This window comes from Clostridium cadaveris (genome assembly GCF_020911725.1).
Classification (GTDB): domain Bacteria; phylum Bacillota; class Clostridia; order Clostridiales; family Clostridiaceae; genus Clostridium_X; species Clostridium_X cadaveris.
Genome location: NZ_CP076620.1, coordinates 2514250 through 2536860, shown reverse-complemented (window position 1 = coordinate 2536860; position 22611 = coordinate 2514250). Strand labels below are relative to the sequence as shown.

The following is a 22611-nucleotide window of genomic DNA, read 5'->3' as shown; positions in this document are numbered from 1 at the left end:
CTTTGTTTCACTAAGAATCTTTTCTAAGAGCATTTATAAGAAATAGAACTCCAAATACTATAAGAAGTATCGGAAATAAAAATTCGCTGCTAATCCATGTAAAATAGAATTTTAAAAGAGGAAAAATTGAAAATATCATAAGAGCTAAAGCTCCTATTAAAACACGTGAATCCTTATTAGAAAAAATGTATAGTTGGAAAAGTCCGACTGATATTCCAAGGGGGATATCTCTTATACTTGAGAGACCTAGAGACCAAAGTATAGGAAAGTCACTTAAAAGTCTGAGAACTCCCATAGTTAGAAATAAACCGCCTATGACTAAATTTTCATTTCCAGATTTAGACTTAAAATACCTTACTTCAAAAAATAATCCGATTCCTAAAAATATTATAGTTCCCATATCTAAGATTTCGAAATGAAGTACTCTGTCCATTAGAAGGTACAAGCCTAAAAGTATTAAAATTATGCCCATCCAATAATTATTTTTATTCATATAAAATTACCTCGCATTTTTAATTATCTTATTATAATATTATACTATTGATACTATGACATCAATATATAAATTTACTCAAAATTATAAGTTTAATTTTAGAATTTAAAATATGTTAAAAGAAATTTTACTAAATTAGAGGTTATCAAATATATTGATGAAGTATAAAATAATAATAAGGGATATAGAAAAAATTGTAATTAATATTATGATTAACATAAAAAACTTTAGGGGGTGGCGCAGTGCTTGATAAGCTGCTTATATTTCTTATGGAAATAAAGAAAAAAGATAATTGGAAAGATAGATGGATCAAAAAGCTAACTTATGATAGGAATAAATCCGTAATAGAAATTCATGAGAGAAAATTCGCTAAAAGTGAAATAAAAGAGATATGTAGGAATGCAAAGAAAAAAGTAACTAGCATAAAGGAATATAGATATGACAATGAAGGTTTTCTCAAAAAAGTGGTAATAAAAGATGGGGAAGGGACTATAAAGTATATTAACGATATACAGTACGATGATAGTTACAATATAAAATCTGTATTATCTGTAAGCAAAAATAATGATATAGAATTTTCAAAATTGTCAGTAGTAGATAGAAGCAATAGGATAGTTAAAGAAGAGTTTTGCTTTATAGCTGAATCAAGTGAGATGATTTCAAAGAGGGAAATCATCTATAGTGAAAGTGGAGACAGAGTATATGATGTATGGGGACAAAAGTTAAAGGAAAACTGTGTTTTTGATATGGACAACAATGTTTTGACTATGAATTATTATGATGAAGCTGATAACTATATAGGTGATATAGTATATGGATTTAAAGATATATTGATATTTACGTTAAACAATAGGACTCTAAAAGATTCAGAATCTACAAAAGAATTTACTATAGGATTTAAAGAGCTTATGAGTGAAGAAGAGTTTATTGGAATGGCATGTAGAAGTGACACCGAAAGTGAATTAAACGATATGACTCTTCAATGTTTCTATAGAGATAAAGGACAGATTCAAAATGTAAACTTTTTAAAATATGGACAAGTTCTTTATTCTAATGAATACATTTATGAATAATTTAACTAAATACCCATAAATGCATTGAGTTTTAGCAATATATGTGATAGAATGATATTAAACTAAATATGTTTTGGTAGAGATATAAGAGAACCAAAATAAGTCATGGGCAGTACCATGGTTTATTTTGGTTCTCTTTTTTTAAAATATTTCATGAAAAAGCATAAATTAATTTAAAATATGGGAGGGTTTTATATGTTCGACGTTATCATTATAGGAGCTGGGGTTATAGGGTCAGCGGTGGCTAGAGAGATGAGCAGATATAACTTGAAGACCTGCGTACTTGAAAAAAACAATGATGTATCAGATGGAACAACAAAGGCTAACAGTGCAATAATTCACGCAGGATATGATGCAAAGCCTCATACATTAAAAGGTAGATTAAATGCTAGAGGAAATGCTATGTTTGATAAACTTAAGGAGGAATTAGATTTCCCATTTAAGAGAAATGGCTCTTTAGTAATATGTTTTGACAAAAACGATATATCTGAATTGGAAAAGCTAAAAGTTCAAGGAGAAATGAACGGTGTTCCAGGAATAAGAATATTGACAAGAGAAGAACTTTTAGAGATGGAGCCTAATATATCTGAAGGTGCACAAGGTGCATTATATGCACCAACAGGCGGCATAATATGTCCATATAGCTTTGCTATATCATTAGCTGAAAATGCTTCAGAAAATGGTGTAGAGTTCAAATTAGAAACAAAAGTTAAGAATATAGAGAAAAAGGATGGACATTATAGTGTAAAGACTGATAAAGGAGATTTTGAAGCTAAAGTTGTAATAAATGCAGCAGGAGTATATGCTGATGAGATAAACAATATGGTAAGTGAGCATAAGATGAAGATTATTCCAAGAAAAGGTGAGTATTGTTTATGCGATAATACCGTAGGAAACCTTGTTTCGAAGACAGTATTTCAACTACCAACTAAACTTGGAAAAGGAGTTCTTATAACTCCAACTATAGATGGAAATCTTCTTATAGGACCTAATGCTGAGGATATAGATGATAAGGATGATTTAACTACTACTAAAGAGGGTTTAGACTTTGTTCTAGAAAAAGCTAAGCTTACTATGAATCCACTTCCACTAGGTCATATAATAACATCATTCTCAGGACTTAGAGCACGTAATGTAGAAGGTGACTTTGTAATAGGTGAAAGAGAGGATGCTAAAAACTTTATAAATGCAGCTGGCATTGAATCACCAGGATTATCTAGTGCTCCAGCTATAGCAGAAATGATTAAAGATATAGTCGTAGAAAAATTAAACCCAGAAAATAATGAAAACTTCAATCCAGTAACTAAGGCAATACCAAGATTTAGAGAAATGTCTTTAGAAGAGAGAAAAGCTCTTATAAAAACTAACCCTAAATATGGTACAATAATTTGTAGGTGCGAATGTGTAACAGAGGGAGAGATAATGGATGCAATTCATAGACCTCTAGGAGCAACAACTCTAGATGGAGTGAAGAAGAGAACTAGAACTATGATGGGCGGATGTCAAGGTGGTTATTGCAGCTCTTCTATACTTAATATATTAGCTAGAGAGCTTAATATAGCGAAGACAGAGGTTAAAAAAGGTGCAGACAATTCTAATATATTAATTGGTGAGAATAAAGAGAATCTATAATTAGTGGAGGGAGTTCAATGAAGGAATTTGATATTGCCATAATAGGTGGAGGACCAGCAGGCATGGCAGCAGCAATAGCTGCTAAGAAAGAAGGAATAGACAGTATAATAGTTCTAGAGAAGGATGACAGTTTAGGTGGAATACTAAATCAATGTATACACAATGGTTTTGGACTTCACACTTTTAAAGAGGAGCTTACAGGACCTGAATATGCTGAGAGATTCTTTGAAGAAATAGAAAAACTTAATATAGTATACAAGGTTAATACAACAGTAATAGACCTTAACAAAGATAAAGTGATAACAGCTGCAAATGGCGAAGAGGGAATTATTGAAATAAAGGCTAAGGCTATAGTACTTGCTATGGGATGTAGAGAAAGGCCAAGAGGAGCTATAAATATACCAGGGGCAAGATGTGCTGGTGTTTATACTGCTGGTACAGCTCAAAGATTTGTAAATATAGAAGGCTATATGCCAGGTAAAGAAGTTGTTATACTCGGTTCTGGAGATATAGGACTTATAATGGCTAGAAGAATGACACTAGAAGGTGCTAACGTTAAGGCTGTAGTAGAGCTTTTACCATACTCAGGCGGTTTAAAACGTAATATAGTGCAATGCTTAAATGACTTTGATATTCCTCTAAAACTTTCTCATACAGTGACTGAGATAAGAGGAAAAGAGAGACTTGAAGGAGTGACTATTGCAAAAGTTGATGAGAATAGAAGAGTAATAGAAGGTACTGAGGAATATATTCCTTGTGATACTTTGCTTCTTTCAGTAGGACTTATACCAGATAACGTATTATCAGCTAAAGCAGACGTTAAGTTATCTAAGGTTACCTCAGGACCAGAAGTTAATGATATGATGGAGACAAATGTAGATGGAATATTTGCATGTGGAAATGTTCTTCATGTGCATGATTTAGTTGACTATGTAACACTTGAAAGCTACACTGCAGGAATGAATGCAGCAAAATTTGTTAAAGGTGAAATGAAGAGAAGCGATAAGCCTATAGATATGATAGCTACAGAAGGTGTAAGATATACAGTTCCAAAGACAGTATATGCAGACAATATAAAGGATAAATTAGAAGTTAGATTTAGAGTAGGAGATGTATTCAAGAATAAATATATATCTGTGTACTTTGATGGAAGCAGAGAACTTCATATGAAAAAGAGAGTTCTAGCTCCAGGTGAAATGGAAACAGTTAGACTTACAAAAGCAATGTTTGATAAATATCCAAACTGCAAGGAAATAACTATAAAGGTGGAAGGAGAGTAGCCACATGGAAGTTAGAGAATTGATTTGTATAGGATGCCCAATGGGCTGCAATTTAAAGGTTGAAATTAAGGATGGAGAAGCAGTTTCTGTATCAGGAAACACATGCAAAATTGGTGAGAATTATGCTAAAAAAGAAGTTTCAAATCCTACAAGAGTAGTTACTTCTACCTTAAAAGTAGATGGTGGAACTGTAGATATGGTTCCAGTAAAGACAGAAGCAGATATACCAAAGGGAAAAATATTTGATGTTGTACGTTCACTAAAAGGATGTACAATAAAGGCACCAATAAAAGTTGGAGAAGTAGTGGTTGAAAATGTAGCGGGAACAGGAATAAACATTATTTCTACAAGATCTATAGAAGCAAAAAATTAAGATTAAGATTAAAAATTATAAGTAAAGATAATATACAGATAGAAAGGGCAGGGATGTTTAGGTAGATTCTAAATATCCACTGCCCTATATATAATTACAAATCTTAACTAATTTTATTTAGTATTCACTAAACTTTAACACTGAACCGTTCCTAAGACACGAAATTTTTTATTCTTCACTCTTATCTATTAATTATTTTTATAACTTCCTTTGCCATAATTTTATGTATTTCTTCTTTTGGATGCAATCCGTCTAAAAACATATCATGATTTTCTAATTTAGAATTCAGATTTTCAAATAAATCATAAAAATCTATGCAGTCTATGCTTTTTTCTTTGCAATAATTCAATATTTTGTATCTATATAAGCTTATTTTTGAATTTATAATACTGTAGTCAAGATAAGAACACCAATATTCTTTTGCAAGGTCTGCACAAATAAGAGGCTCAATTCCAATAAAAGTACCTATAGCATTTTCTTTTGATTCCTTTATTAAAAGCTTTAAATTTTCAAAGGCAGAGTCTACAGTTCTACCTGTTAAAAAATCATTAGATCCTATAGTTATTATAGTCTTTTCAGGTTTATTTAAAATTACATCTTGATAAAATCTTGAAAGTAAACCGCTGGTAGTATCACCATTTACACCTTTATTTAAAACTTCATATTGAGGAAGTTCCTTTGCCAAAATATCTATCCATTTTTTATCTTTAGAAACTCCATAACCAAAAGTTAAGCTGTCTCCTATGCACGTTATTTTATTCATATTGTTCTCCTTTGAAAATATATATATTACATAGACCCCACAACTATGAGAGGAGGTATATACATTAATAATCTATATTATAACATCAATACTGAAGATGAGAAAATTAAAGATTATATAATAGAACTTGTAGATATAATAGAAGAATATGATTATTTAAAGCTTATTGAGATGCCATATATTTGGAAGGTATATGCCGATTCAATAGGAAAGGAAATCTATTGTAATTGTAAACTCATATCAGATATCTTGAAACTTAAAGAAAATATAGACAGTATAAGTGATGAACTATGCAAAGATATATTAGAAGACTATAGAAGGCTAGAGGTTAAAAATAGGTATTACGAGTTTAATGGGAAATTAAATGAATATGAGAATGCCTTAGATAGTGTGATAAATTATAGAAACATAAATTTAAAAGGGCTTATAGATGAAGAAAAAGTCAGAGAAATATATAAAAAACTAATATTTTATTATCATCCTATAATTAGGAAAGATAAAACTAAGTTGTGGAAAGAAATATCTAAAGCATATATGGAATTTAATCTAGAAGCTTTAGAAAAGATATATTTCCTGGGAAAAGATTTTAGCTATTCAGAAGATAAGTGGGAAACTACCAACATAGAAGATTATAAAAATCAATTAAAAAATAATATAAGAAAATTAAAGAGTTCTTTTCCATTTGTTTTAAAGGATGAAATCCTAGATGATAAGTGGAGAAGTGAAGTTGCTATGAACATATATGAAAATAATATAGCTCTTGAGAAGGAGATTAAGTTTTTAGAAGAAGAATTAAAAAATTTAGAGAAAAAATTGAAAGAAAAAAAAGGACTGTCTTAAAAGAGTTTTTTTAAGCAGTCCTTGCATAGTAATGTCTGTCCCTTATTTGCAGAAACTTTATTTGATGAAGTTAATGGCTTCCCACAGATGGAACAGAGTTCTCCGCTAGAAAGATTGTCCTCTTCCTTGGTTTTTATATCGGCTACACTTTTGGAACGATTAGGTGGTGGAGCGTAATGAAGCTTTTCTACAGGTTCACTTCGTTCCTTTATTGAGTACTCCATGTAAAAGCTACTTTCACCATACAGTTCTAATTCGAATCTTGGGTTTTCTTTATCGTAAAATTCCTCTATTATTATTCTCCTTATTTGAGCGTCATTTATTATAAGACCACTTTTCTCTATACCATCAAATATGCTTTTCGTTATATTGTTAGTGTCAGGATGGCGCTTTGAACTTTTATAATAAACTTTTAATACTGCTATAAGAGCTTCATCTAAAACTAAATTGGGGTTTTGAAGTCTTGCATTTAATGCAATTTCCTCTTCATAAAGAGCATATCTGTCATGATATTTTCCAGAGCTAAAAGGAAGAATTGCACGTCCTTGCATATTAAAAAGTTTAAAATTGGATTTAGAAATAGGAGAGCCTTTGACTATAACTTTTGCGTAATTTTTACTCATATAAGTAATCTCCTAATTAAAATATTTGCCATGGGGCATATATAATATTATAGCATAAAAATTCTCATGCGAATATATGTTCAGCGATAAGAAAGCAAATTTTATATTATAAAAATTAAATAAGATATAAGTTTTAGAAAAGTCAATGATATCCTTACAAATAACTTAAATTCATAACATATGGTTTGATAAAAAAATATACATAAAGTATAATACTTTAAGAAGATAATTTAAATGATAAGGATGATAAATTAATGAATGATATAAATATATTAGGCATAGAGTCAAGCTGTGATGAAACAGCGGCTGCGGTAGTTAGAAATGGAAGAGAACTTTTATCTAATGTTATTTCTTCTCAAATAGATACACATACTAAATTTGGAGGAGTTGTTCCAGAAGTAGCTTCAAGAAAACATATAGAAGTAGTAAATAGTGTAGTAGAAGAAGCTTTAGAAAAATCAGGGATGACTTTAGATGATATAGATGCTATAGGAGTTACATATGGACCAGGACTAGTTGGAGCACTTCTTGTAGGGCTTCAATATGCTAAAGGATTATCTTATTCAACAAATAAACCTCTTATAGGAGTCAATCATATAGAAGGACATATAAGTGCAAACTTTATTGAGCATAAAGAGTTACAACCTCCATTTGTGTGCCTTGTAGTATCAGGAGGTCATACATTTATAGTAAATATGGAGGATTACGGAAAGTTTGAAGTTTTAGGTCAGACTAGAGATGATGCAGCTGGAGAAGCTTATGACAAGATAGCAAGAGCTATAGGTCTTGGGTATCCAGGAGGACCAAAGATTGATAAGATATCAAAAGAAGGTAATGAAAATGCTATAAAGTTTCCTAAAGCAAATTTTCATGAGGATACTTTAGACTTTTCATTCAGCGGAGTAAAATCTGCAGTATTAAATTACATAAATAATGCATCCATGAAAGGAGAAACTATAAATAGGGCTGATGTAGCCGCTTCCTTTCAGAAAGCAGTAGTTGATGTTTTAGTTGAAAATGTTATGACAGCCTGTAAAAAGAAAAATGTTGACAAAATCGTTGTTGCAGGAGGGGTTGCATCAAATAGTAAGCTTAGATATAGACTTATAGAGGAAGGAAATAAAAGAAATATTAATGTATTATTCCCAAGTCCTATATTGTGCACGGACAATGCTGCTATGATAGCTAGTGCTGCATACTTTGAATTTTTAAAAGGAAATGTGGCATCATTAGATTTAAATGCAAAACCTAATTTAAAACTTGGAGAGAGATGATATTAAAATCATAGAAGGGGAACTATCATGAGATTACTTCAGTATTCAAATAGCATGCAGAAATATAAGCTTAAGAAAAAATGGAATAAGATGATTCTCATACAATGGCTGGTGCTTATATTATTTATAGTTATTTTTGGAGGCTACCTCTATGAAAATGTACAGGTAGATAAAATTGAAACAAATAATAGAAAGCCAAGTAGAGCTGTAACGGTAGAAGAATCAAAAATTTATTATAATGTAACAGGGCAAAATGGATATACTGTTATTTTGGAATCTAATTCAGGATATGGTTCTGTAGAGTGGAGTAATGTTACAAAAAAGACCCCTAAAAATATGAGGTTTCTTTACTATGATAGAGCAGGTTATGGAAGAAGTGAAAAGATAGATAAACCTAGGACTCCTGAAGAGGAAGCAAAGGAACTTCATGCACTTATTCAAAAGTCTCAATATAAACCACCTTATGTGTTTGTGGGAAATGAATATGGTTCACTTATAGTAAATGCATATAATAAGCTTTATGGTGATGAAATAGCAGGAGTTGTGCTTATAAATCCAATAGAAAATACAGAAATAGGGGCACTTAATAAGATTAAAATAACTTCTTCACTAGGGGGACAAAAACTTTTAGGATCAATAGGTATGATGAGAATTGCAGAAAAATTAGGGATAATTAACTTAGACGAAAATGTAGTTTCTGGATTATCAAAGTCTAATTCAGAACTTTATAAAAATTTTAGGGTGAACTCTAAATATGCTTCTATGAAGATTAAAGAACTTAAAGGCTTGAAGGAAAGCAGCAGTGATTATAACTGGATATATGATGGCAAAAAGGAAACTGTAATTTTAAAAGCATCAGATGATTTAAGTGAAGATAGGGAAAAGGTAAAAGGCTTTTCTCATGTAGAGATAGCAGCAATAGACGGAGTAGGAACTTCAGCAGTTATTAATGATTCGGAAGTTGTTCTAAATGCAATAGAAAATGTTATTTCAAGGCTTCCAAATAAAGAGTAAAGGGGAAATATTATGCCTCAACAATGGATAGGAATTGCTTTCTTTGTAGTAGCAATCGTAGGAATATTATTTTGGGAAAAGAAACAGTGGAAAGGCGATGATCTTTCATATTTAAAAAAATCACCAAAGGATTTTTGGGAAAGAAAAAGAAATTTTATTAGTATAAAAAAATTGTTCATTAAGAATTTAAAATATGAAGAAAATAGACATTACATAGATGATCAGACATGGAGTGACTTAGAGATGGATAAAGTGTTTAGAAATCTAGACATGACATTAACAACTCCAGGTGAACAACGATTGTACGAGCTTTTAAGATATCCAGAGATGGATAAAAAGCTTTTACTCCATAGAAATGAGATAATAGATTTTTTTCAAAACAATAAAGAGTCTAGGGATCATATAAGAGAAATATTAGCTAGGATGGGAAGGCAAAATAGTGGTGAAATACTAGATCTTCTATACAGTACAGAAAAAATAAATTTTAATAAAAAGAAGATTTATGATTTATTTTCTACTTTAGCTATTGCAGCTGCCATTTCGATAGTGTTTTTAGGTATGCAGGGAGTTTTCATGCTTATAATGATTTCTATAATAAATATGTATCTTCATCATAATTTGAATAAAGAAATACAAGGAAGCGTTAAAGCAATAACCTATTTATCGAGCATAGCAAAGGCATCCTCTAAACTTTGTGATATGGAAGATGGAGTTTTGGAGGACTATAAAAAAATATTAAAAGAGAATTAAGCCGTAGCAGATGTTATACTGAAAAATTCTTCTATGGTTGGAAGAATTGAAGGTCTCGATTTTATAGGAGATTACATAAATTCAGTATTTTTGATGCAAGGGCGTGCTTATTACAAGATAATGGGCAATATAAGTAACTCTCTTGAAGAGATAAAGAATATTTATTCTGTTTTAGGAGAAATAGATGCATTTATTTCTGTAGCCATGTATAGAGAAAATTCGAAATTATTTTCTGTACCTGAATTTGTTAAGGGAAGCAAAACTATAACAGCAGTTAATGCAGTAAATCCTCTTATAGAAGATGGAGTCCCTAATCCAATACATATTGGACCAAAAGGAATAATATTAACTGGATCAAATATGTCAGGTAAATCAACTTATTTAAGGACTGTTGGAGTAAATGTGTTAATGGCACAAACTTTATGTACTGTAATGGCAGATAAATATCAAGGAGATTTCTTCAAGATAATGACCTCTATAAGTCCTAAGGATGATATTGAGCAAGGTAAGAGCTATTATCTTGGTGAAGCAGAAGCTGTGAGAAGAATTTTGATGTCAGTTGAAGAGGAAATTCCTGTACTTTGTATAATAGATGAAATTTTTAGAGGTACAAATCCAATAGAAAGGATAAGTGCTTCAGCAGAAATTTTGAATTACCTTATGGAGCATAATGCAATTGCATTAGTAGCAACTCATGATTTAGAACTCACTGAAATAGTTAAGAAATATTATAATTCATATTATTTCAGTGAACTAGTATCAGAGGAAGATGGACTTGATTTTGACTATACTATAAAAGAAGGAGTATCTAACACTAGAAATGCTATAAAGCTTTTAAAGTATTTAGGTTATCCAGATACAATAATAACAAATGCAGAAAAGAGAATAGACGAAGAAAATGCTATTTAGAATTTTTACCAGAATAAATATAAAATTTATTCTGGTCTTTTTATTGTTAACGAAGTATTAATAAGTTGTAAAAACATATATTTATTCTTTGTTGTCATAAAACTGTCACAAAAGAATAATACTATTATCTTGTGAAAAGGAAATAATAAAAATTGATATATAATTGAGGAGGACTTATAATGGATAATAATTATGGAAGCAATAATGAAAATATGAACATGGACAATATTAAAAATGAAAATAATCAAAACAATAATAGCAGCAATAGTGGATTTATATTTGAAAATGACAATAAGGATGAGTTTAAAGAATTTAAAGTTAATGAGGAGCCGTTAAAGGAAACTAAAAAGATTAAGACTAAAAAAAAGAGAGGATATATGTCTTATGTTGCAGTAGGACTTATAGCAGCAGTTATAGGAGGTTTTGCAGGAGTTGGAGGAGTATTATATGTAGCACCTAAGAGTGAAGCATTTAAAAATACAGCTTTATATAAATCTTTAAAAAGCAATAATTATTACGGCCCTGTAGCAAGCTTTGCAGATGAAAAGGGAGATTTGACTCTTCCAGAAGTTATAGCAAGAGTAGAACCTGCAGTTGTTGGAGTTGCAACAACTAGTGTATCTCAAGATATGTTCTATGGAGGTAAGATTAAGCAAGGTATTGGATCGGGAGTAATAATAAGCAATGAGGGATATGTACTTACAAATTACCATGTTATAGAAGGCGCACAAGAGGTAAAGGTAATAATTCAAGATGGTGAAAGTAGCAAAGAAGTCAACGCAAAAGTAGTCAATTATGACCAAGTAAGAGATGTAGCTGTAGTAAAGATAACAGATGAAGGTGTTAAGATGCCAGGAGTAGCAGAACTTGGAGATTCTGATCAGCTTATGAAAGGACAACAGGTCATAGCCATAGGAAATCCATTAGGAAAAGAATTTTCAGGAACTGTAACATCAGGTATAGTAAGTTCAGTAAATAGACAGCTTACTACAGATTCAAATGGCAAAACATTAAACTTCATTCAAACTGATGCAGCTATAAATCAAGGAAATAGTGGTGGTCCTCTTATAAATGCAAAGGGACAGGTAATAGGAATAAATACCGCAAAGATTAGTTCATCAGGGGTAGAAGGTATAGGATTTTCTATTCCAATAAATGAGATAAAGCCAAAGATTGAATCACTCATGAAGCCTATGCTTAAAATTGGAATAGGTGGAAGAGATTTAACTGAGACTATAGCAAAGGAAAATAAACTTCCAGCAAGTGAAGGTGTACTTGTTTTAGAGGTATCTGAATTCAGTCCAGCAGAAAAGTCAGGATTAAAAATCTATGATATAATAACAAGTTTTGATGGTAAAAAGGTGACTTCAGTTAATGATATAAATGAAATCAAAGCTAAGAAAAATGCTGGAGATACAGTAAAAGTTGGCATATTAAGAGATGGAAAGGAAAAGACTATAGAATTAACATTAGAAGAGTCAAAGTAATATATAAGCCCTTATAAATGTAATCTTCAACATTTATAAGGGCAGTTTTATATAATTAAATATAGAAAATTTACAATTCTAAAAAAGTAACCTTATTTTAACCTCTTTGATACTGAAATAGCATATATATAAATAAAAAGCATATGTATACTAAAAATATAAGATATTTATTATTACAAGAGGTGACTAACAATGAAAAAATCAATGCTATATTCTGTATTAATTGCCACCCTTATATTATTTGTTACCGGATGCAGTAGTCAAGAAAGTTTAAAAGAAGAAAATAATCAAGTAGATAATGAGATAGCAATAATAAAAGAAGAGAGTTCAAAAGTTTATGTTGAAAACACTAAGTCTAAAGAAAATATAGTTAATAACAATAAAGTTGATTCTAAAGATGTTAAAAATGCAAATACTGAGAAAATCATCAGAAATATAACTCTTCACTATGTGGATGATAATACGTTAAAACCTATAAATTTAGTGAAAATATCAATTGATGACAGTGAATCTTTAAAGGATAAATTACAGTTGGCAGCAAATGAAATATCAAAAAGATATTTTGCTGGTTTACCTATAGAAGTTAAATCTATATCAACTACAGCAAGTGGTCAAATTGCTATTGTAAATTTGAAAGAAAATCCAGAAAATAATAAGATGTGGAATAGAGATTTCTTTCAAGGTAGTACTGGAGGAAGCATGACATGCACTTTACTAAAAGAAAATCTTCTACAAAGAAAGTATGAAGGAAAATGGATAGACGGCATACAATTCACTTATGAAGGAGGGGAAATAGAATATCAACATGTTGAAGAGCTTCAAAATGGGCCGTTCATGAGAAACTAATGACTTATATAGTCTTTGTATAAAGAGAAAAACGTTATTTAACTTTTCTCTTTAATTTTTTAATCAAACCACATTTAAGATTATATTCTTTATAAACTATGTATTTAATTTCCTTGGAATACTTTAGACAAAAGTGTGAGTTATATAAGTGATATAGATTCATTAACATTTAAAGATGGAGTTTATACCTTAACGCTTGGTCAAGGTTCTAGTGGAGCAATGAAAGCTGTATTTGAAAGCAATTCTTTGAATGATGGATGGAAGTTTGTAAAGAGTTATAAGGGGATAATTCATACTATTGGATAAGAAAAACATATATAACAAAACAAGTGCATTTTTTAGTGCACTTGTTTTGTTATATGATTAGTCATCAAATAATTTAGAAGCTTTCACTAAAATATTTGATGACTTAAAATTATATTTTGATTTATTCGGATAGTTCTTCCCATTTCATGTATAAATCTTCAATTTCATTTTGCAGAGAAGCTATCTCTTTATTAACTTCTTGTGATTTTGTAGGGTTGGAGTATACTTCTTCAAGACATAGCTGTTGTTGAAGCTCTTCAAGTTTTTCCTCGCCCTTAGATATTGTAGTTTCAATAGATTTTATCTCTGCTGCTTTAGCCTTTGCGGCTCTTTCTGCTTCACGTTTCTTTTTCTTTTCATCATTTATCTGAGTTTTACTTTTATGCTCTGTAGATTCTAATCCTTCATATCGATTAGGATTTTTCTTTTTTTCTGCATAATAAGAGTAATTTCCAAGGTATTCTTTAAGGCCATTTTCATTAAGTTCAAGTATTCTATGAATAACCTTATTTAAGAAGTATCTATCATGAGATATTACTATAAGTGTTCCATCATAGTTTAGTATGGCTTCTTCTAAAGCTTCTCTTGACAATATATCTAGATGATTTGTAGGTTCATCTAGAAGCAGTAAATTTGATTTTGAAAGCATAAGTTTTAGTAGATTTATCCTGCATTTTTCTCCACCGCTTAAAAGATGAATTTCTTTAAATACATCATCGCCTTTAAATAAGAAAGCTGCAAGGGCATTTCTTATTTCTGTAGTAGTAAGTGTAGGAAAATCATCCCATACTTCATCAAGTATGGTTTTTGATTCATCAAGGTTTTTTTGCTCCTGATCATAATAACCTATAAAGACGTTTTTACCCAAAACCTTGGTGCCACAATCCTGAGTTTCCATATCCATTATCATTTTAAATAATGTAGTTTTGCCTCGTCCATTTTCACCTATAAGAGCTATTTTTTCACTGCGTTTTATATCCATATTTACATTAGAAAACAAAAGATGATCACCAAAAGATTTCTTTAAATTCTCTATGTATAGCACATCATTTCCGCTCTTTATTTGCGTTTCAAACTTTATTGAAGAGCCTTTAGCTTCCTTAATAGGAGCATCTAAACGGTCCATTTTGTCCAAAGACTTTTGACGGCTTTCTGCAGCACGTATGCTTTTCTCTCTATTAAATGATCTAAATTTCTCTATTATTTCTTCTTGACGCTTTATCTCTGCTTGTTGAAGATTATATGCTTTAAGCTGAGCTTCAATAACTTTTTTTCTAAGTTCTAAAAACTTAGTGTATGGAGCATTATAACATTGAACTTTTTTTCCTATAAGTTCATAAGTTCCGTTACATATGGAATCTAAGAAAAATCTATCGTGAGATATTACAAGTACAGTTCCTTTATAGGTTTTAAGATAATCTTCAAGCCATTCTATAGCTTCTAAATCTAAATGATTTGTAGGTTCATCTAAAAGAAGTATATCAGGATTTTGAAGAAGGAGTTTACAAAGAGCAACTCTTGTTTTTTGACCACCACTCAATATAGTTATAGGTTTCTCAAAATCATCATCACTAAATCCAAGTCCATTAAGAACTCTTGATATAGTTCCTTTATATGTATATCCACCACGATTTTCATAAACTTCAGTAAGAGTTGTATAGTCCTTTATAAGTTTATCATGGTAGTTGGCTTTTGCCGGGTCATAAGGTTCTCCCATTTTGACTTCTAAATCTTTAAGCTTAATCTCCATATCTAAAAGATCTTGAAATACACTTAATACTTCTTCATAAATTGTATTTTCATTGTTTAAAGAGAGGTGCTGAGCTAAATAGCCTAGAGTTTTATTCTTATCTATAAACAGATCTCCACTGTCTTGATCTAAGATTCCTGCAATGATTTTAAACAATGTAGACTTACCAGTACCATTAGCACCAATAAGACCTATTTTGTCACCTTCATTGATATTAAAGGTGACTTTATCTAAAACTATATCTATTCCATAGCTTTTAACTATATCTTTACATCCAATTACTATCATAAAAAAACCGCCTTTATCTAATACAGTATTATAAATATTATACTATTTTAATGAGGTTTATGGCAAATCACATTAAAGAGAGATAAAATTATTTTAAGATTTAATTAAGATAGACTTGTCACTTTCAAAGTATAATATAAGTACATTGTATTTTAAGATGAAGGAGGGAGTTAATAAAATGAGGGGAAAAAGAATAAAAGTATTTTTTTATGCTATCATAGTAGCTATAATTTTTATAATGTATCCATCTGTTAAAGCTTATGCTAGCGATGAGGTTACTATAGAAAATGTGAATATGAAAGTTAATCTTTTAGAAAATGGCGATGTATATGTGGAAGAAAATCTTTCTATGAAATTTAATGGTAAGTTTAATGGAGCTTTTAGAGATTTATCGGTTAATGGAACTGGAGGAATAGAGGAGTTTAAAGCATATCTAGTTGATAACGGAACAGAAAATGAATTTTATTACAATGAAAAAGCTAAAAAAGGCGATTATGGCACATACAAGGTTGAAGAAAAGAAAAAAAATTTATATAGAGTTCAGATATTTGTACCGTCAAAGAATGTCACAAGAAATTTTAAATTTACTTATAAACTTAAGAATTGTGCAGTTTTGTATAATGACGTAGGTGAGCTATATTTTAATTTTTGGGATAAAGGGTATGAGAGTGCAGTAAAAAGATTTAAAGGTTCAATAGTTCTTCCTAAAAGTTCAAATGAGCCCTTACAGTCATATGTAAGAGGAAATAAAAGATATGATGCTATGTCGGATAACAATATAGGTATATCTTTTGAAATATCTGATTTGAATTCAAGGGATTTTGTATCAGCAAGAGTAGTGTTTTCTAAAGATGTTTTAAAAAGCGCATCTAAAGTAGAAAATTATGATGGCAAGCAGAGAATAATGGACAAAGAAAAAAAATATGATGAAGCTATAGCCAAAAAGGAAGCTAATAAAATATTTTTTGGAAAAGTAATGAAAAATCTATTTTTAGTTTTCACTGTAATAAATATACCTCTTATAATTTTCTTTTATAGAAAAAACAAAAAAGGACATATAGACAAAACTATAAAACCCAAATTATGTACACCTGCAATAGCAGCAATGCTTACAGGGATTATGGGAAATGGTGAGGTGTTTATTGGAACCATATTAGATTTGAGTCAAAAGGGATATATTGACCTTGAAGGCGATGAGGAAAATAAAAATAATTATATTATAAAGTTAAAAGAAGGTAATTGGTCAGAGCTTAGAAATCATGAAAAATATTTTTTAAAGTGGCTTAGAGAGATAAGCAGAAATACTTCTAAGACATCAACAGATGAAATAGAAAAGCAGATGAAGGATTATAAGAGTGGATTTTTAGAAGGATTCAATAAGTGGTTAACAGAAATAAGAAAAGAATATAGATCTTTGGGATATAGAGATAAAAGTAATTATGGACTTGGAGGTATTCTAATCACATTCTTTATAATTGAACTTTTAATATCAATAGGACTTTGTATAAATTATAGTATAGTTTTAGGTATTCTAGGGATATTAGAATCTGTAATTATATTTATATTAGCTATGTGCTGTTTTATAAGGATGACAGATGAGGGATGTAGAGAAAAGGCTTCGTGGAAATATTTGAGAGAAAAATTTGAGAAAAAGAGCTTTAAAGATATATCAAAGGAATACCCTTTAGATTTGTATATGCCATATTTTATAGCATTAGGGGTAGGTCCAGATATATTTAAGTCATTTAAGAACTTTGCTATGAATAGTGAGGAGTATAAGGATAATTTATGGCTCACTAATTATTTTGCAGTTGATGCATTTACAAAAGGACATTCTTTTATATATTTAACAAGCACAAGTTTTGGAGGCAGTTCCATGAATGGTAATATCTCTACCGGCGGCGGTGGAGGTGTCGGCGGCGGTGGTGCTGGCGGATTTTAATATAAGAAATTAATAGGAGTACTGTAAAATATTTTGTGTATTTTACAGTACTCCTATTATTATTTTTCATAATGATATTTTAATGATAATTTTATAATTCTTCTAAGAAGAATTCTCATAGATGGGTAGGAATTTGTTTGAGCTAATAAAGTCTGAATTATCAAAGGATTCTTATCCTCGACATTGTTTAAAATTCGTTCAATTTCATATATGTCCACAATTTTTGTTACATCCTCAGCTTCTTTTTCATAAGATGGTTTAGATGAAGTTATGTCCAAAGGTGTAGAACTATTTTCTCTTGCTATATCTTCATAAGTATGATTTAAAACATTATTTTCTATATCTTTTAACAAAGTAGGGTCTTGTGGAATATTTTGAGTATTAGGTAAAGATTTATTTTCATAAGTCGTTCCACTTCCAAAAGGAATCACAGAAGAAGCGAAAACAGTGTTAAAAGGTATAAAATCGCTATCCATCATTGAACTCGTTGGAGATGATTTAAAATCAAAGCTATTATTTAATGTGTCAAAAGTGTTTGAGTCAATAGCATTTATGTTATGAAAACCTCCATATTCATCTGAAAAATTCTCATTATCAATAGGATAAAAGTTAAATTCACTAAAATCATCTTCTCCATAAGACTTAAATTTATTAGGAACCATAAAATAACCTCCAAAACTGTAAATAACTACAATATATAATATGTTATAAGAAGGATAATGTTAACAAAAATATGGAAAATATTAAAAATTTAAGGAGGAATATATATGTATGATAAACAGAAGATTAGAAACTTATTTCCAGGAATAGAAAATAAAGTACCTCTTAAGAATGGAATTATGGCAACTGGAATTAATTTTGATAATGCAGCTACAACTCCTCCATTATTATATGGGCTAGAAGGTATTGAAAGATTTGCACCGTGGTATTCTTCAATACACAGAGGAACAGGATATAAATCTATAAAAACAACAGAACTTTATGATAGATCTCGTGAGAGAGTTTTGGAATTTGTAAATGCAGATAAAAATAAATACACAGTCATATATGTAAAAAATACAACTGAGGGCTTGAATAAACTCTCATATAGACTTATAAAAAGCAGAAACGATGTGGTACTTTCTACAAGCATGGAGCATCACTCAAATGATTTGCCATGGAGGAGCAAATGTATTATCGATTATGTAGATGTGAATGAAGATGGGACTTTAAATATTTTCGACTTAAAGAAAAAAATAATGAAATACAAAGGAAAACTAAGATTAGTTACTGTAACAGCAGCATCAAATGTAACTGGTGCAATAAATGACATCCATTTTATAGCGAAAATGGCTCATGAAGCTGGTGCACTAATAGTAGTGGATGGAGCTCAATACGTACCTCATAAAAAGATTAGCATGAGAGGAAACAGCAGGACAGAAGATATAGATTACCTTGTATTTTCAGCTCATAAGATGTATGCTCCTTTTGGAATAGGTGCAATAATTGGAAGAAAAGATTTGTTAGAAAATGGTGCTCCTGAATATTCTGGTGGTGGAACTATAAAAATAGTTACTCCAAGTAAAGTTATATGGGATGATTTACCTATGAAAGATGAAGCTGGAACGCCCAATGTATTAGGAGTTGTGTCACTTATGGCTTCGATTAATATGTTTAATTCTCTAGGATTAGATGAACTTTATATGGAAGAAAGGAATCTTACTAGATATTTGATGAATAACTTGAGTCAACTTCCTGTAAAAATTTATGGTCCAGAAGATGTTAATAACAAGGTTGGAATTGTTAGCTTTACTATTCCAAAATTAAGTCATAGTTATGTTGCAGAAACTTTGTCAAATACTTTTGGGATAGCCGTGAGAAATGGGTGTTTTTGTGCTCATCCATATGTAGAAAAACTTTTAAATATATCTGAAAGTGATATGGAAAAGTTTTTGAAAAACCCTAATTTAGAGAAGCCTGGACTCATACGGGCTAGCCTTGCCATGTATAATACTAAAAGAGAAGTGGATAGATTTACAGAGGCAATATATAAAATATGTGTTGCAAATAATATAAGAATGTAAAAAATAAGCCTAGGAATGGACAAAATCCTAGGCTAATATCCTTTTTGAATGATTTGTTATACTGCTATTTAGCTGAGAAGCAGAAAACTATCATACCTAGGATAAAAATAACTCACAATAAAGGAGTATTATAAAATTAAAATGATTGTAAATAATGCGGCACAAAATTCGCCACATTAAGATTGTATCCTGCTAATATAATATAACATAATGAGAGAAAAATAAAGAATTTTTTTGAAAAATCGTAGTCTATATGAAAATAGCATATTATATTTGGTAGTAATGTAATAATATTACAAAAGATTAATATTTTGATATCTAAAGCCATAATATATATAAAGTTTATTTTTATAAGGAGAATTCATATATGGAGATACACTCACTAATAATAATTTCTATTGCATTGGCTTTAGATGCATTTGGCGTTGCATTAAGTATAGGCTTAAATCCTCAGGTAAGAAAAAACAATAAGATACTATTTATATTATCTTTTGGATTTTTTCAATTTTTCTTTTCTTTTATAGGAGCATATATAGGTTACTTGTTTAATAGATTTACATCTGTTCCCAATACTATTGGTGGAATTGTTATAATGATAGTAGGAATCATGATGATCAAAGAAGGCATGGAAAAGAAGGAAGAGAGTATATTATTAAAACCAAAGATGTATTTTATTTTAGGTATATCAGTAAGTATAGATGCTTTGGTAGTTGGTTTTGTTGTGTTAAGCGGCATAACTAAGATACTTGTCATAGGGATTGATACTATTTTTATAGGACTTACCACATGTTTTTTATCTGCAATAGCTTTTATAATTTCTAAATCTTTAAAAAAAGTTAAATTTATAGCAAAATATGCGGATTTTATAGGTGGAATTATTTTAATTATTTTTGGATTAGAAATGATTTTATAATGATATGATATGTGAATATAAACATAGAAAATTATGCTCTAAATTGGTATAATATATTATATATAATTTATTTTACGAAGGTGAGCTAAATGAATGCTAGAGAAGTTTTTAAAGAACATTCCATAAAATCTACTAAGGCTAGAATAAACATATATAATATAATGAGTGAAAATAATGAGGGATTAAAGGCAGAAGATATTTATAATATATGTAGAGATAAAGATGTAGATATAAATCTTTCAACTGTATATAGAACTTTAGAAATTTTTGAAGAAAACAATATTGTAGGAAAGTATGATACTGGAGAAAATTCATATAAATATTTTTTAAATCATGAGACTCATAAGCATATTTTAGAGTGCAGCATTTGTCATAAAGAAATAGAACTTGATTGTCCAATGAGGCGTATTGAAGAGATGCTGAAAGATGAAACAGGATTTGTGTTATTAGACCATGAGCTTTTTATGAAGGGAATATGCAAAGACTGCAGTAATAATAAAAAACGTCAAAAATAGTTAACTATTTTTGACGTTTTTTATTATGAGGGAAATCAATAATATGGTTACAGAAGTTACTGCTATTGTTCCCCCAGGAGCACTGTTTATATAGTAAGAGGATAGTAGACCAGTTATGATATCTATAAAACCTATTACTATGGATATCATTAAAGTTGACTTAAACCCTTTTTTAAATTGGAGGGCTGTAGCTACTGGCACAACCATCATAGAAGAAATCACAAGAATTCCCATTATTTGAATTGATACAGATATACAAGCTCCAACTATTAAAGTAAATATATAATTTATAAGTTTTACTTTTACACCTAAAGCTTTAGCACCATCTTCATCAAAGGTTATATAAATTAGTTTGTCATATAAGATTATAACGGCTAAAATACTTATAATGCTTATTATTGATATAAGCATCAAGTCTTCTTTTGAAACCGTAAGAATGCTTCCAAATAATATGGAATTTACATTTGTAGCAGCTTTTCCGCTACTTATTAATATTATTGCGATTCCTACACTTAGAGTAAGTATAATTGACATTACCATTTCTCCAAATTTTTTATAGTAATTTCTTAAAAACTCTATAAACACTCCACATAAAGATGTAAAAGCAAAAGATGATAAAAGGGGATTAACACCTAAAGATAATCCTAAAGCAATTCCTGCGAAGGAAGCGTGGGATAGCGTATCACCCATCATCGAATATCTCTTTAACACAAGAAACATTCCAACAAGGGGGCACAGTATGGATATCATTATACCTGCAATTAAGGCATTTCGCATAAATTCGTATTCAAGCATTAAAAGAATTCCTCCTTGTTTTGATACATTTCTTTAAATTTAGCAATGTCATAACAGAAAGCATCGCCATCTTTCAATTTGTAAATTAAAGTAGAATTGGTTAGAACGGCATCCATGTTATGTTCTACGGCTATTACAGTCATATTAGATTTTAAATTGAGGTCTTTTATTAAGCTGTAAATCTCTTTTTGACTAGATACATCTATACCTGTAGATGGTTCATCTAAAATTAGCAGTTCAGGGTTTCCAAGAAGAGCTCTTGCAATTAATATTTTTTGTTTTTGACCACCTGAAAGATTTCCTATAAGATTATTTTTAAAATCAACCATGTTTACAGTTTTAAGAACTTTATCGATAAGGTTCTTATCTTTTAACTTTAAGGTTTTTAGATGTATTGAAAGCACCTCTTTTACCGTAATTGGAAATTCAGAATTAAAGCCATCAAGCCACTGAGGAACATATGCTATATTAGAAGATTTTTTTATTATCTCACCTTTTTGAGGCTTTAAAAGACCTAAAATTAATTTTACTAAAGTACTTTTGCAGCTTCCGTTTTCACCTATAATTGATACATAGCTTCCATCAGGAATGAAAATATCTATATCTTTTAAAAGTGGCTGAAAGCTATTATAAGAAAAACTTAAATTTTTAATAGTTACCACTACATCATCTCCATCTTTTA

At 30.1% G+C, this 22611-nt stretch carries 23 protein-coding genes; 16 read left to right on the top strand and 7 right to left on the bottom strand.

Going from position 1 to position 22611, the window contains the following annotated elements; all coding sequences use genetic code 11:
* Positions 1-10 precede the first annotated feature (10 nt).
* A complete protein-coding gene (locus KQH81_RS12115) occupies positions 11-493 on the bottom strand; it encodes a hypothetical protein (RefSeq protein WP_027639588.1) in 483 nt (160 codons plus the stop codon).
* Positions 494-735: 242 nt separating this feature from the next.
* Here KQH81_RS12115 and KQH81_RS12110 point away from each other — a divergent pair, with 242 nt between their 5' ends.
* The 4 genes from KQH81_RS12110 (at position 736) to KQH81_RS12095 (ending at position 4851) form a co-directional block, all read left to right on the top strand.
* On the top strand, positions 736-1566 hold the full coding sequence (locus tag KQH81_RS12110; protein ID WP_027639587.1) for a hypothetical protein: 831 nt from the start codon (positions 736-738) through the stop codon (positions 1564-1566).
* Between the two features lie 195 nt (positions 1567-1761).
* Positions 1762-3198 carry an NAD(P)/FAD-dependent oxidoreductase gene (locus tag KQH81_RS12105; protein ID WP_027639586.1) on the top strand — a complete coding sequence of 479 codons (1437 nt, stop codon included), beginning with the start codon at positions 1762-1764 and terminating at the stop codon, positions 3196-3198.
* Positions 3199-3215: 17 nt separating this feature from the next.
* Positions 3216-4478, top strand: a complete 1263-nt coding sequence (locus tag KQH81_RS12100; protein ID WP_027639585.1) for an NAD(P)/FAD-dependent oxidoreductase — start codon at positions 3216-3218, stop codon at positions 4476-4478.
* Positions 4479-4482: 4 nt separating this feature from the next.
* Positions 4483-4851 (top strand): DUF1667 domain-containing protein, encoded by a 369-nt coding sequence (locus KQH81_RS12095; RefSeq protein WP_027639584.1) that lies wholly within the window; start codon positions 4483-4485, stop codon positions 4849-4851.
* A 181-nt stretch (positions 4852-5032) separates the two neighbouring features.
* On the opposite strand, the gene KQH81_RS12090 is transcribed toward KQH81_RS12095, so the two are convergent.
* Entirely contained in the window at positions 5033-5614 is a 582-nt protein-coding gene (locus KQH81_RS12090) for a GDSL-type esterase/lipase family protein (protein WP_035771102.1), read from the bottom strand.
* A 45-nt stretch (positions 5615-5659) separates the two neighbouring features.
* Between KQH81_RS12090 and KQH81_RS12085 the strand changes: the two genes are divergently transcribed.
* Positions 5660-6454: a hypothetical protein gene (locus KQH81_RS12085; RefSeq protein WP_027639582.1), complete on the top strand. Its 795-nt coding sequence runs from the start codon at positions 5660-5662 to the stop codon at positions 6452-6454.
* Here KQH81_RS12085 and KQH81_RS12080 read toward each other — a convergent pair.
* The gene (locus tag KQH81_RS12080) at positions 6451-7077 is read right to left on the bottom strand and encodes a RusA family crossover junction endodeoxyribonuclease (RefSeq protein ID WP_027639581.1); all 627 of its coding nucleotides are present in this window, start codon (positions 7075-7077) and stop codon (positions 6451-6453) included. The genes KQH81_RS12085 and KQH81_RS12080 overlap by 4 nt on opposite strands.
* Positions 7078-7331: 254 nt before the next feature.
* Here KQH81_RS12080 and tsaD point away from each other — a divergent pair, with 254 nt between their 5' ends.
* The 7 genes from tsaD (at position 7332) to KQH81_RS12045 (ending at position 13663) form a co-directional block, all read left to right on the top strand.
* Positions 7332-8351 carry a tRNA (adenosine(37)-N6)-threonylcarbamoyltransferase complex transferase subunit TsaD gene (gene tsaD / locus KQH81_RS12075; protein ID WP_027639580.1) on the top strand — a complete coding sequence of 340 codons (1020 nt, stop codon included), beginning with the start codon at positions 7332-7334 and terminating at the stop codon, positions 8349-8351.
* Between the two features lie 27 nt (positions 8352-8378).
* Positions 8379-9365, top strand: a complete 987-nt coding sequence (locus KQH81_RS12070; protein ID WP_027639579.1) for an alpha/beta fold hydrolase — start codon at positions 8379-8381, stop codon at positions 9363-9365.
* Positions 9366-9377: 12 nt separating this feature from the next.
* Positions 9378-10115 carry a hypothetical protein gene (locus tag KQH81_RS12065; protein WP_230028331.1) on the top strand — a complete coding sequence of 246 codons (738 nt, stop codon included), beginning with the start codon at positions 9378-9380 and terminating at the stop codon, positions 10113-10115.
* Between the two features lie 33 nt (positions 10116-10148).
* Positions 10149-11024, top strand: coding sequence for a MutS-related protein (locus tag KQH81_RS12060; RefSeq protein ID WP_230028330.1), 876 nt, complete (start codon positions 10149-10151; stop codon positions 11022-11024).
* Between the two features lie 179 nt (positions 11025-11203).
* A complete protein-coding gene (locus KQH81_RS12055; protein ID WP_051196328.1) occupies positions 11204-12511 on the top strand; it encodes a S1C family serine protease in 1308 nt (435 codons plus the stop codon).
* Positions 12512-12703: 192 nt separating this feature from the next.
* The gene (locus tag KQH81_RS12050; RefSeq protein WP_051196327.1) at positions 12704-13357 is read left to right on the top strand and encodes a Rossmann-fold NAD(P)-binding domain-containing protein; all 654 of its coding nucleotides are present in this window, start codon (positions 12704-12706) and stop codon (positions 13355-13357) included.
* A gap of 135 nt (positions 13358-13492) precedes the next feature.
* The gene (locus tag KQH81_RS12045) at positions 13493-13663 is read left to right on the top strand and encodes a hypothetical protein (RefSeq protein ID WP_155850330.1); all 171 of its coding nucleotides are present in this window, start codon (positions 13493-13495) and stop codon (positions 13661-13663) included.
* A gap of 121 nt (positions 13664-13784) precedes the next feature.
* Here the strand turns inward: KQH81_RS12045 and abc-f are convergent, their stop codons facing one another.
* Positions 13785-15701, bottom strand: a complete 1917-nt coding sequence (abc-f, locus tag KQH81_RS12040; protein WP_027639577.1) for a ribosomal protection-like ABC-F family protein — start codon at positions 15699-15701, stop codon at positions 13785-13787.
* 178 nt (positions 15702-15879) lie between these two features.
* Here abc-f and KQH81_RS12035 point away from each other — a divergent pair, with 178 nt between their 5' ends.
* Positions 15880-17643 carry a DUF2207 domain-containing protein gene (locus tag KQH81_RS12035; protein ID WP_027639576.1) on the top strand — a complete coding sequence of 588 codons (1764 nt, stop codon included), beginning with the start codon at positions 15880-15882 and terminating at the stop codon, positions 17641-17643.
* Between the two features lie 59 nt (positions 17644-17702).
* Here the strand turns inward: KQH81_RS12035 and KQH81_RS12030 are convergent, their stop codons facing one another.
* The gene (locus KQH81_RS12030) at positions 17703-18305 is read right to left on the bottom strand and encodes a hypothetical protein (RefSeq protein ID WP_027639575.1); all 603 of its coding nucleotides are present in this window, start codon (positions 18303-18305) and stop codon (positions 17703-17705) included.
* A 105-nt stretch (positions 18306-18410) separates the two neighbouring features.
* Here KQH81_RS12030 and KQH81_RS12025 point away from each other — a divergent pair, with 105 nt between their 5' ends.
* The 3 genes from KQH81_RS12025 to KQH81_RS12015 all read left to right on the top strand — a co-directional run bounded on the left by KQH81_RS12025 (position 18411) and on the right by KQH81_RS12015 (position 21134).
* The gene (locus KQH81_RS12025; RefSeq protein WP_035771100.1) at positions 18411-19706 is read left to right on the top strand and encodes an aminotransferase class V-fold PLP-dependent enzyme; all 1296 of its coding nucleotides are present in this window, start codon (positions 18411-18413) and stop codon (positions 19704-19706) included.
* Positions 19707-20073: 367 nt separating this feature from the next.
* Positions 20074-20619, top strand: coding sequence for a manganese efflux pump MntP (locus tag KQH81_RS12020; protein WP_099336399.1), 546 nt, complete (start codon positions 20074-20076; stop codon positions 20617-20619).
* A gap of 89 nt (positions 20620-20708) precedes the next feature.
* A complete protein-coding gene (locus KQH81_RS12015) occupies positions 20709-21134 on the top strand; it encodes a Fur family transcriptional regulator (protein ID WP_027639572.1) in 426 nt (141 codons plus the stop codon).
* Here KQH81_RS12015 and KQH81_RS12010 read toward each other — a convergent pair whose 3' ends face one another.
* The gene (locus KQH81_RS12010) at positions 21135-21929 is read right to left on the bottom strand and encodes a metal ABC transporter permease (RefSeq protein WP_027639571.1); all 795 of its coding nucleotides are present in this window, start codon (positions 21927-21929) and stop codon (positions 21135-21137) included.
* Positions 21929-22591, bottom strand: a complete 663-nt coding sequence (locus KQH81_RS12005; RefSeq protein ID WP_027639570.1) for a metal ABC transporter ATP-binding protein — start codon at positions 22589-22591, stop codon at positions 21929-21931. The genes KQH81_RS12010 and KQH81_RS12005 overlap by 1 nt, the downstream gene beginning before the upstream one ends.
* Positions 22592-22611: the final 20 nt, after the last annotated feature.

Coding starts and splice junctions, on each gene's coding strand:
- KQH81_RS12055 (WP_051196328.1), top strand. CDS start 11,204: ATGGATAATAATTATGGAAGCAATAATGAAAATATGAACATGGACAAT.
- KQH81_RS12095 (WP_027639584.1), top strand. CDS start 4,483: ATGGAAGTTAGAGAATTGATTTGTATAGGATGCCCAATGGGCTGCAAT.
- abc-f (WP_027639577.1), bottom strand. CDS start 15,701: ATGATAGTAATTGGATGTAAAGATATAGTTAAAAGCTATGGAATAGAT.
- KQH81_RS12030 (WP_027639575.1), bottom strand. CDS start 18,305: ATGGTTCCTAATAAATTTAAGTCTTATGGAGAAGATGATTTTAGTGAA.
- KQH81_RS12100 (WP_027639585.1), top strand. CDS start 3,216: ATGAAGGAATTTGATATTGCCATAATAGGTGGAGGACCAGCAGGCATG.
- KQH81_RS12010 (WP_027639571.1), bottom strand. CDS start 21,929: ATGCTTGAATACGAATTTATGCGAAATGCCTTAATTGCAGGTATAATG.
- KQH81_RS12070 (WP_027639579.1), top strand. CDS start 8,379: ATGAGATTACTTCAGTATTCAAATAGCATGCAGAAATATAAGCTTAAG.
- KQH81_RS12015 (WP_027639572.1), top strand. CDS start 20,709: ATGAATGCTAGAGAAGTTTTTAAAGAACATTCCATAAAATCTACTAAG.
- KQH81_RS12085 (WP_027639582.1), top strand. CDS start 5,660: ATGAGAGGAGGTATATACATTAATAATCTATATTATAACATCAATACT.
- KQH81_RS12050 (WP_051196327.1), top strand. CDS start 12,704: ATGAAAAAATCAATGCTATATTCTGTATTAATTGCCACCCTTATATTA.
- KQH81_RS12035 (WP_027639576.1), top strand. CDS start 15,880: ATGAGGGGAAAAAGAATAAAAGTATTTTTTTATGCTATCATAGTAGCT.
- KQH81_RS12020 (WP_099336399.1), top strand. CDS start 20,074: ATGGAGATACACTCACTAATAATAATTTCTATTGCATTGGCTTTAGAT.
- tsaD (WP_027639580.1), top strand. CDS start 7,332: ATGAATGATATAAATATATTAGGCATAGAGTCAAGCTGTGATGAAACA.
- KQH81_RS12115 (WP_027639588.1), bottom strand. CDS start 493: ATGAATAAAAATAATTATTGGATGGGCATAATTTTAATACTTTTAGGC.
- KQH81_RS12090 (WP_035771102.1), bottom strand. CDS start 5,614: ATGAATAAAATAACGTGCATAGGAGACAGCTTAACTTTTGGTTATGGA.
- KQH81_RS12065 (WP_230028331.1), top strand. CDS start 9,378: ATGCCTCAACAATGGATAGGAATTGCTTTCTTTGTAGTAGCAATCGTA.
- KQH81_RS12060 (WP_230028330.1), top strand. CDS start 10,149: ATGGTTGGAAGAATTGAAGGTCTCGATTTTATAGGAGATTACATAAAT.
- KQH81_RS12105 (WP_027639586.1), top strand. CDS start 1,762: ATGTTCGACGTTATCATTATAGGAGCTGGGGTTATAGGGTCAGCGGTG.
- KQH81_RS12080 (WP_027639581.1), bottom strand. CDS start 7,077: ATGAGTAAAAATTACGCAAAAGTTATAGTCAAAGGCTCTCCTATTTCT.
- KQH81_RS12025 (WP_035771100.1), top strand. CDS start 18,411: ATGTATGATAAACAGAAGATTAGAAACTTATTTCCAGGAATAGAAAAT.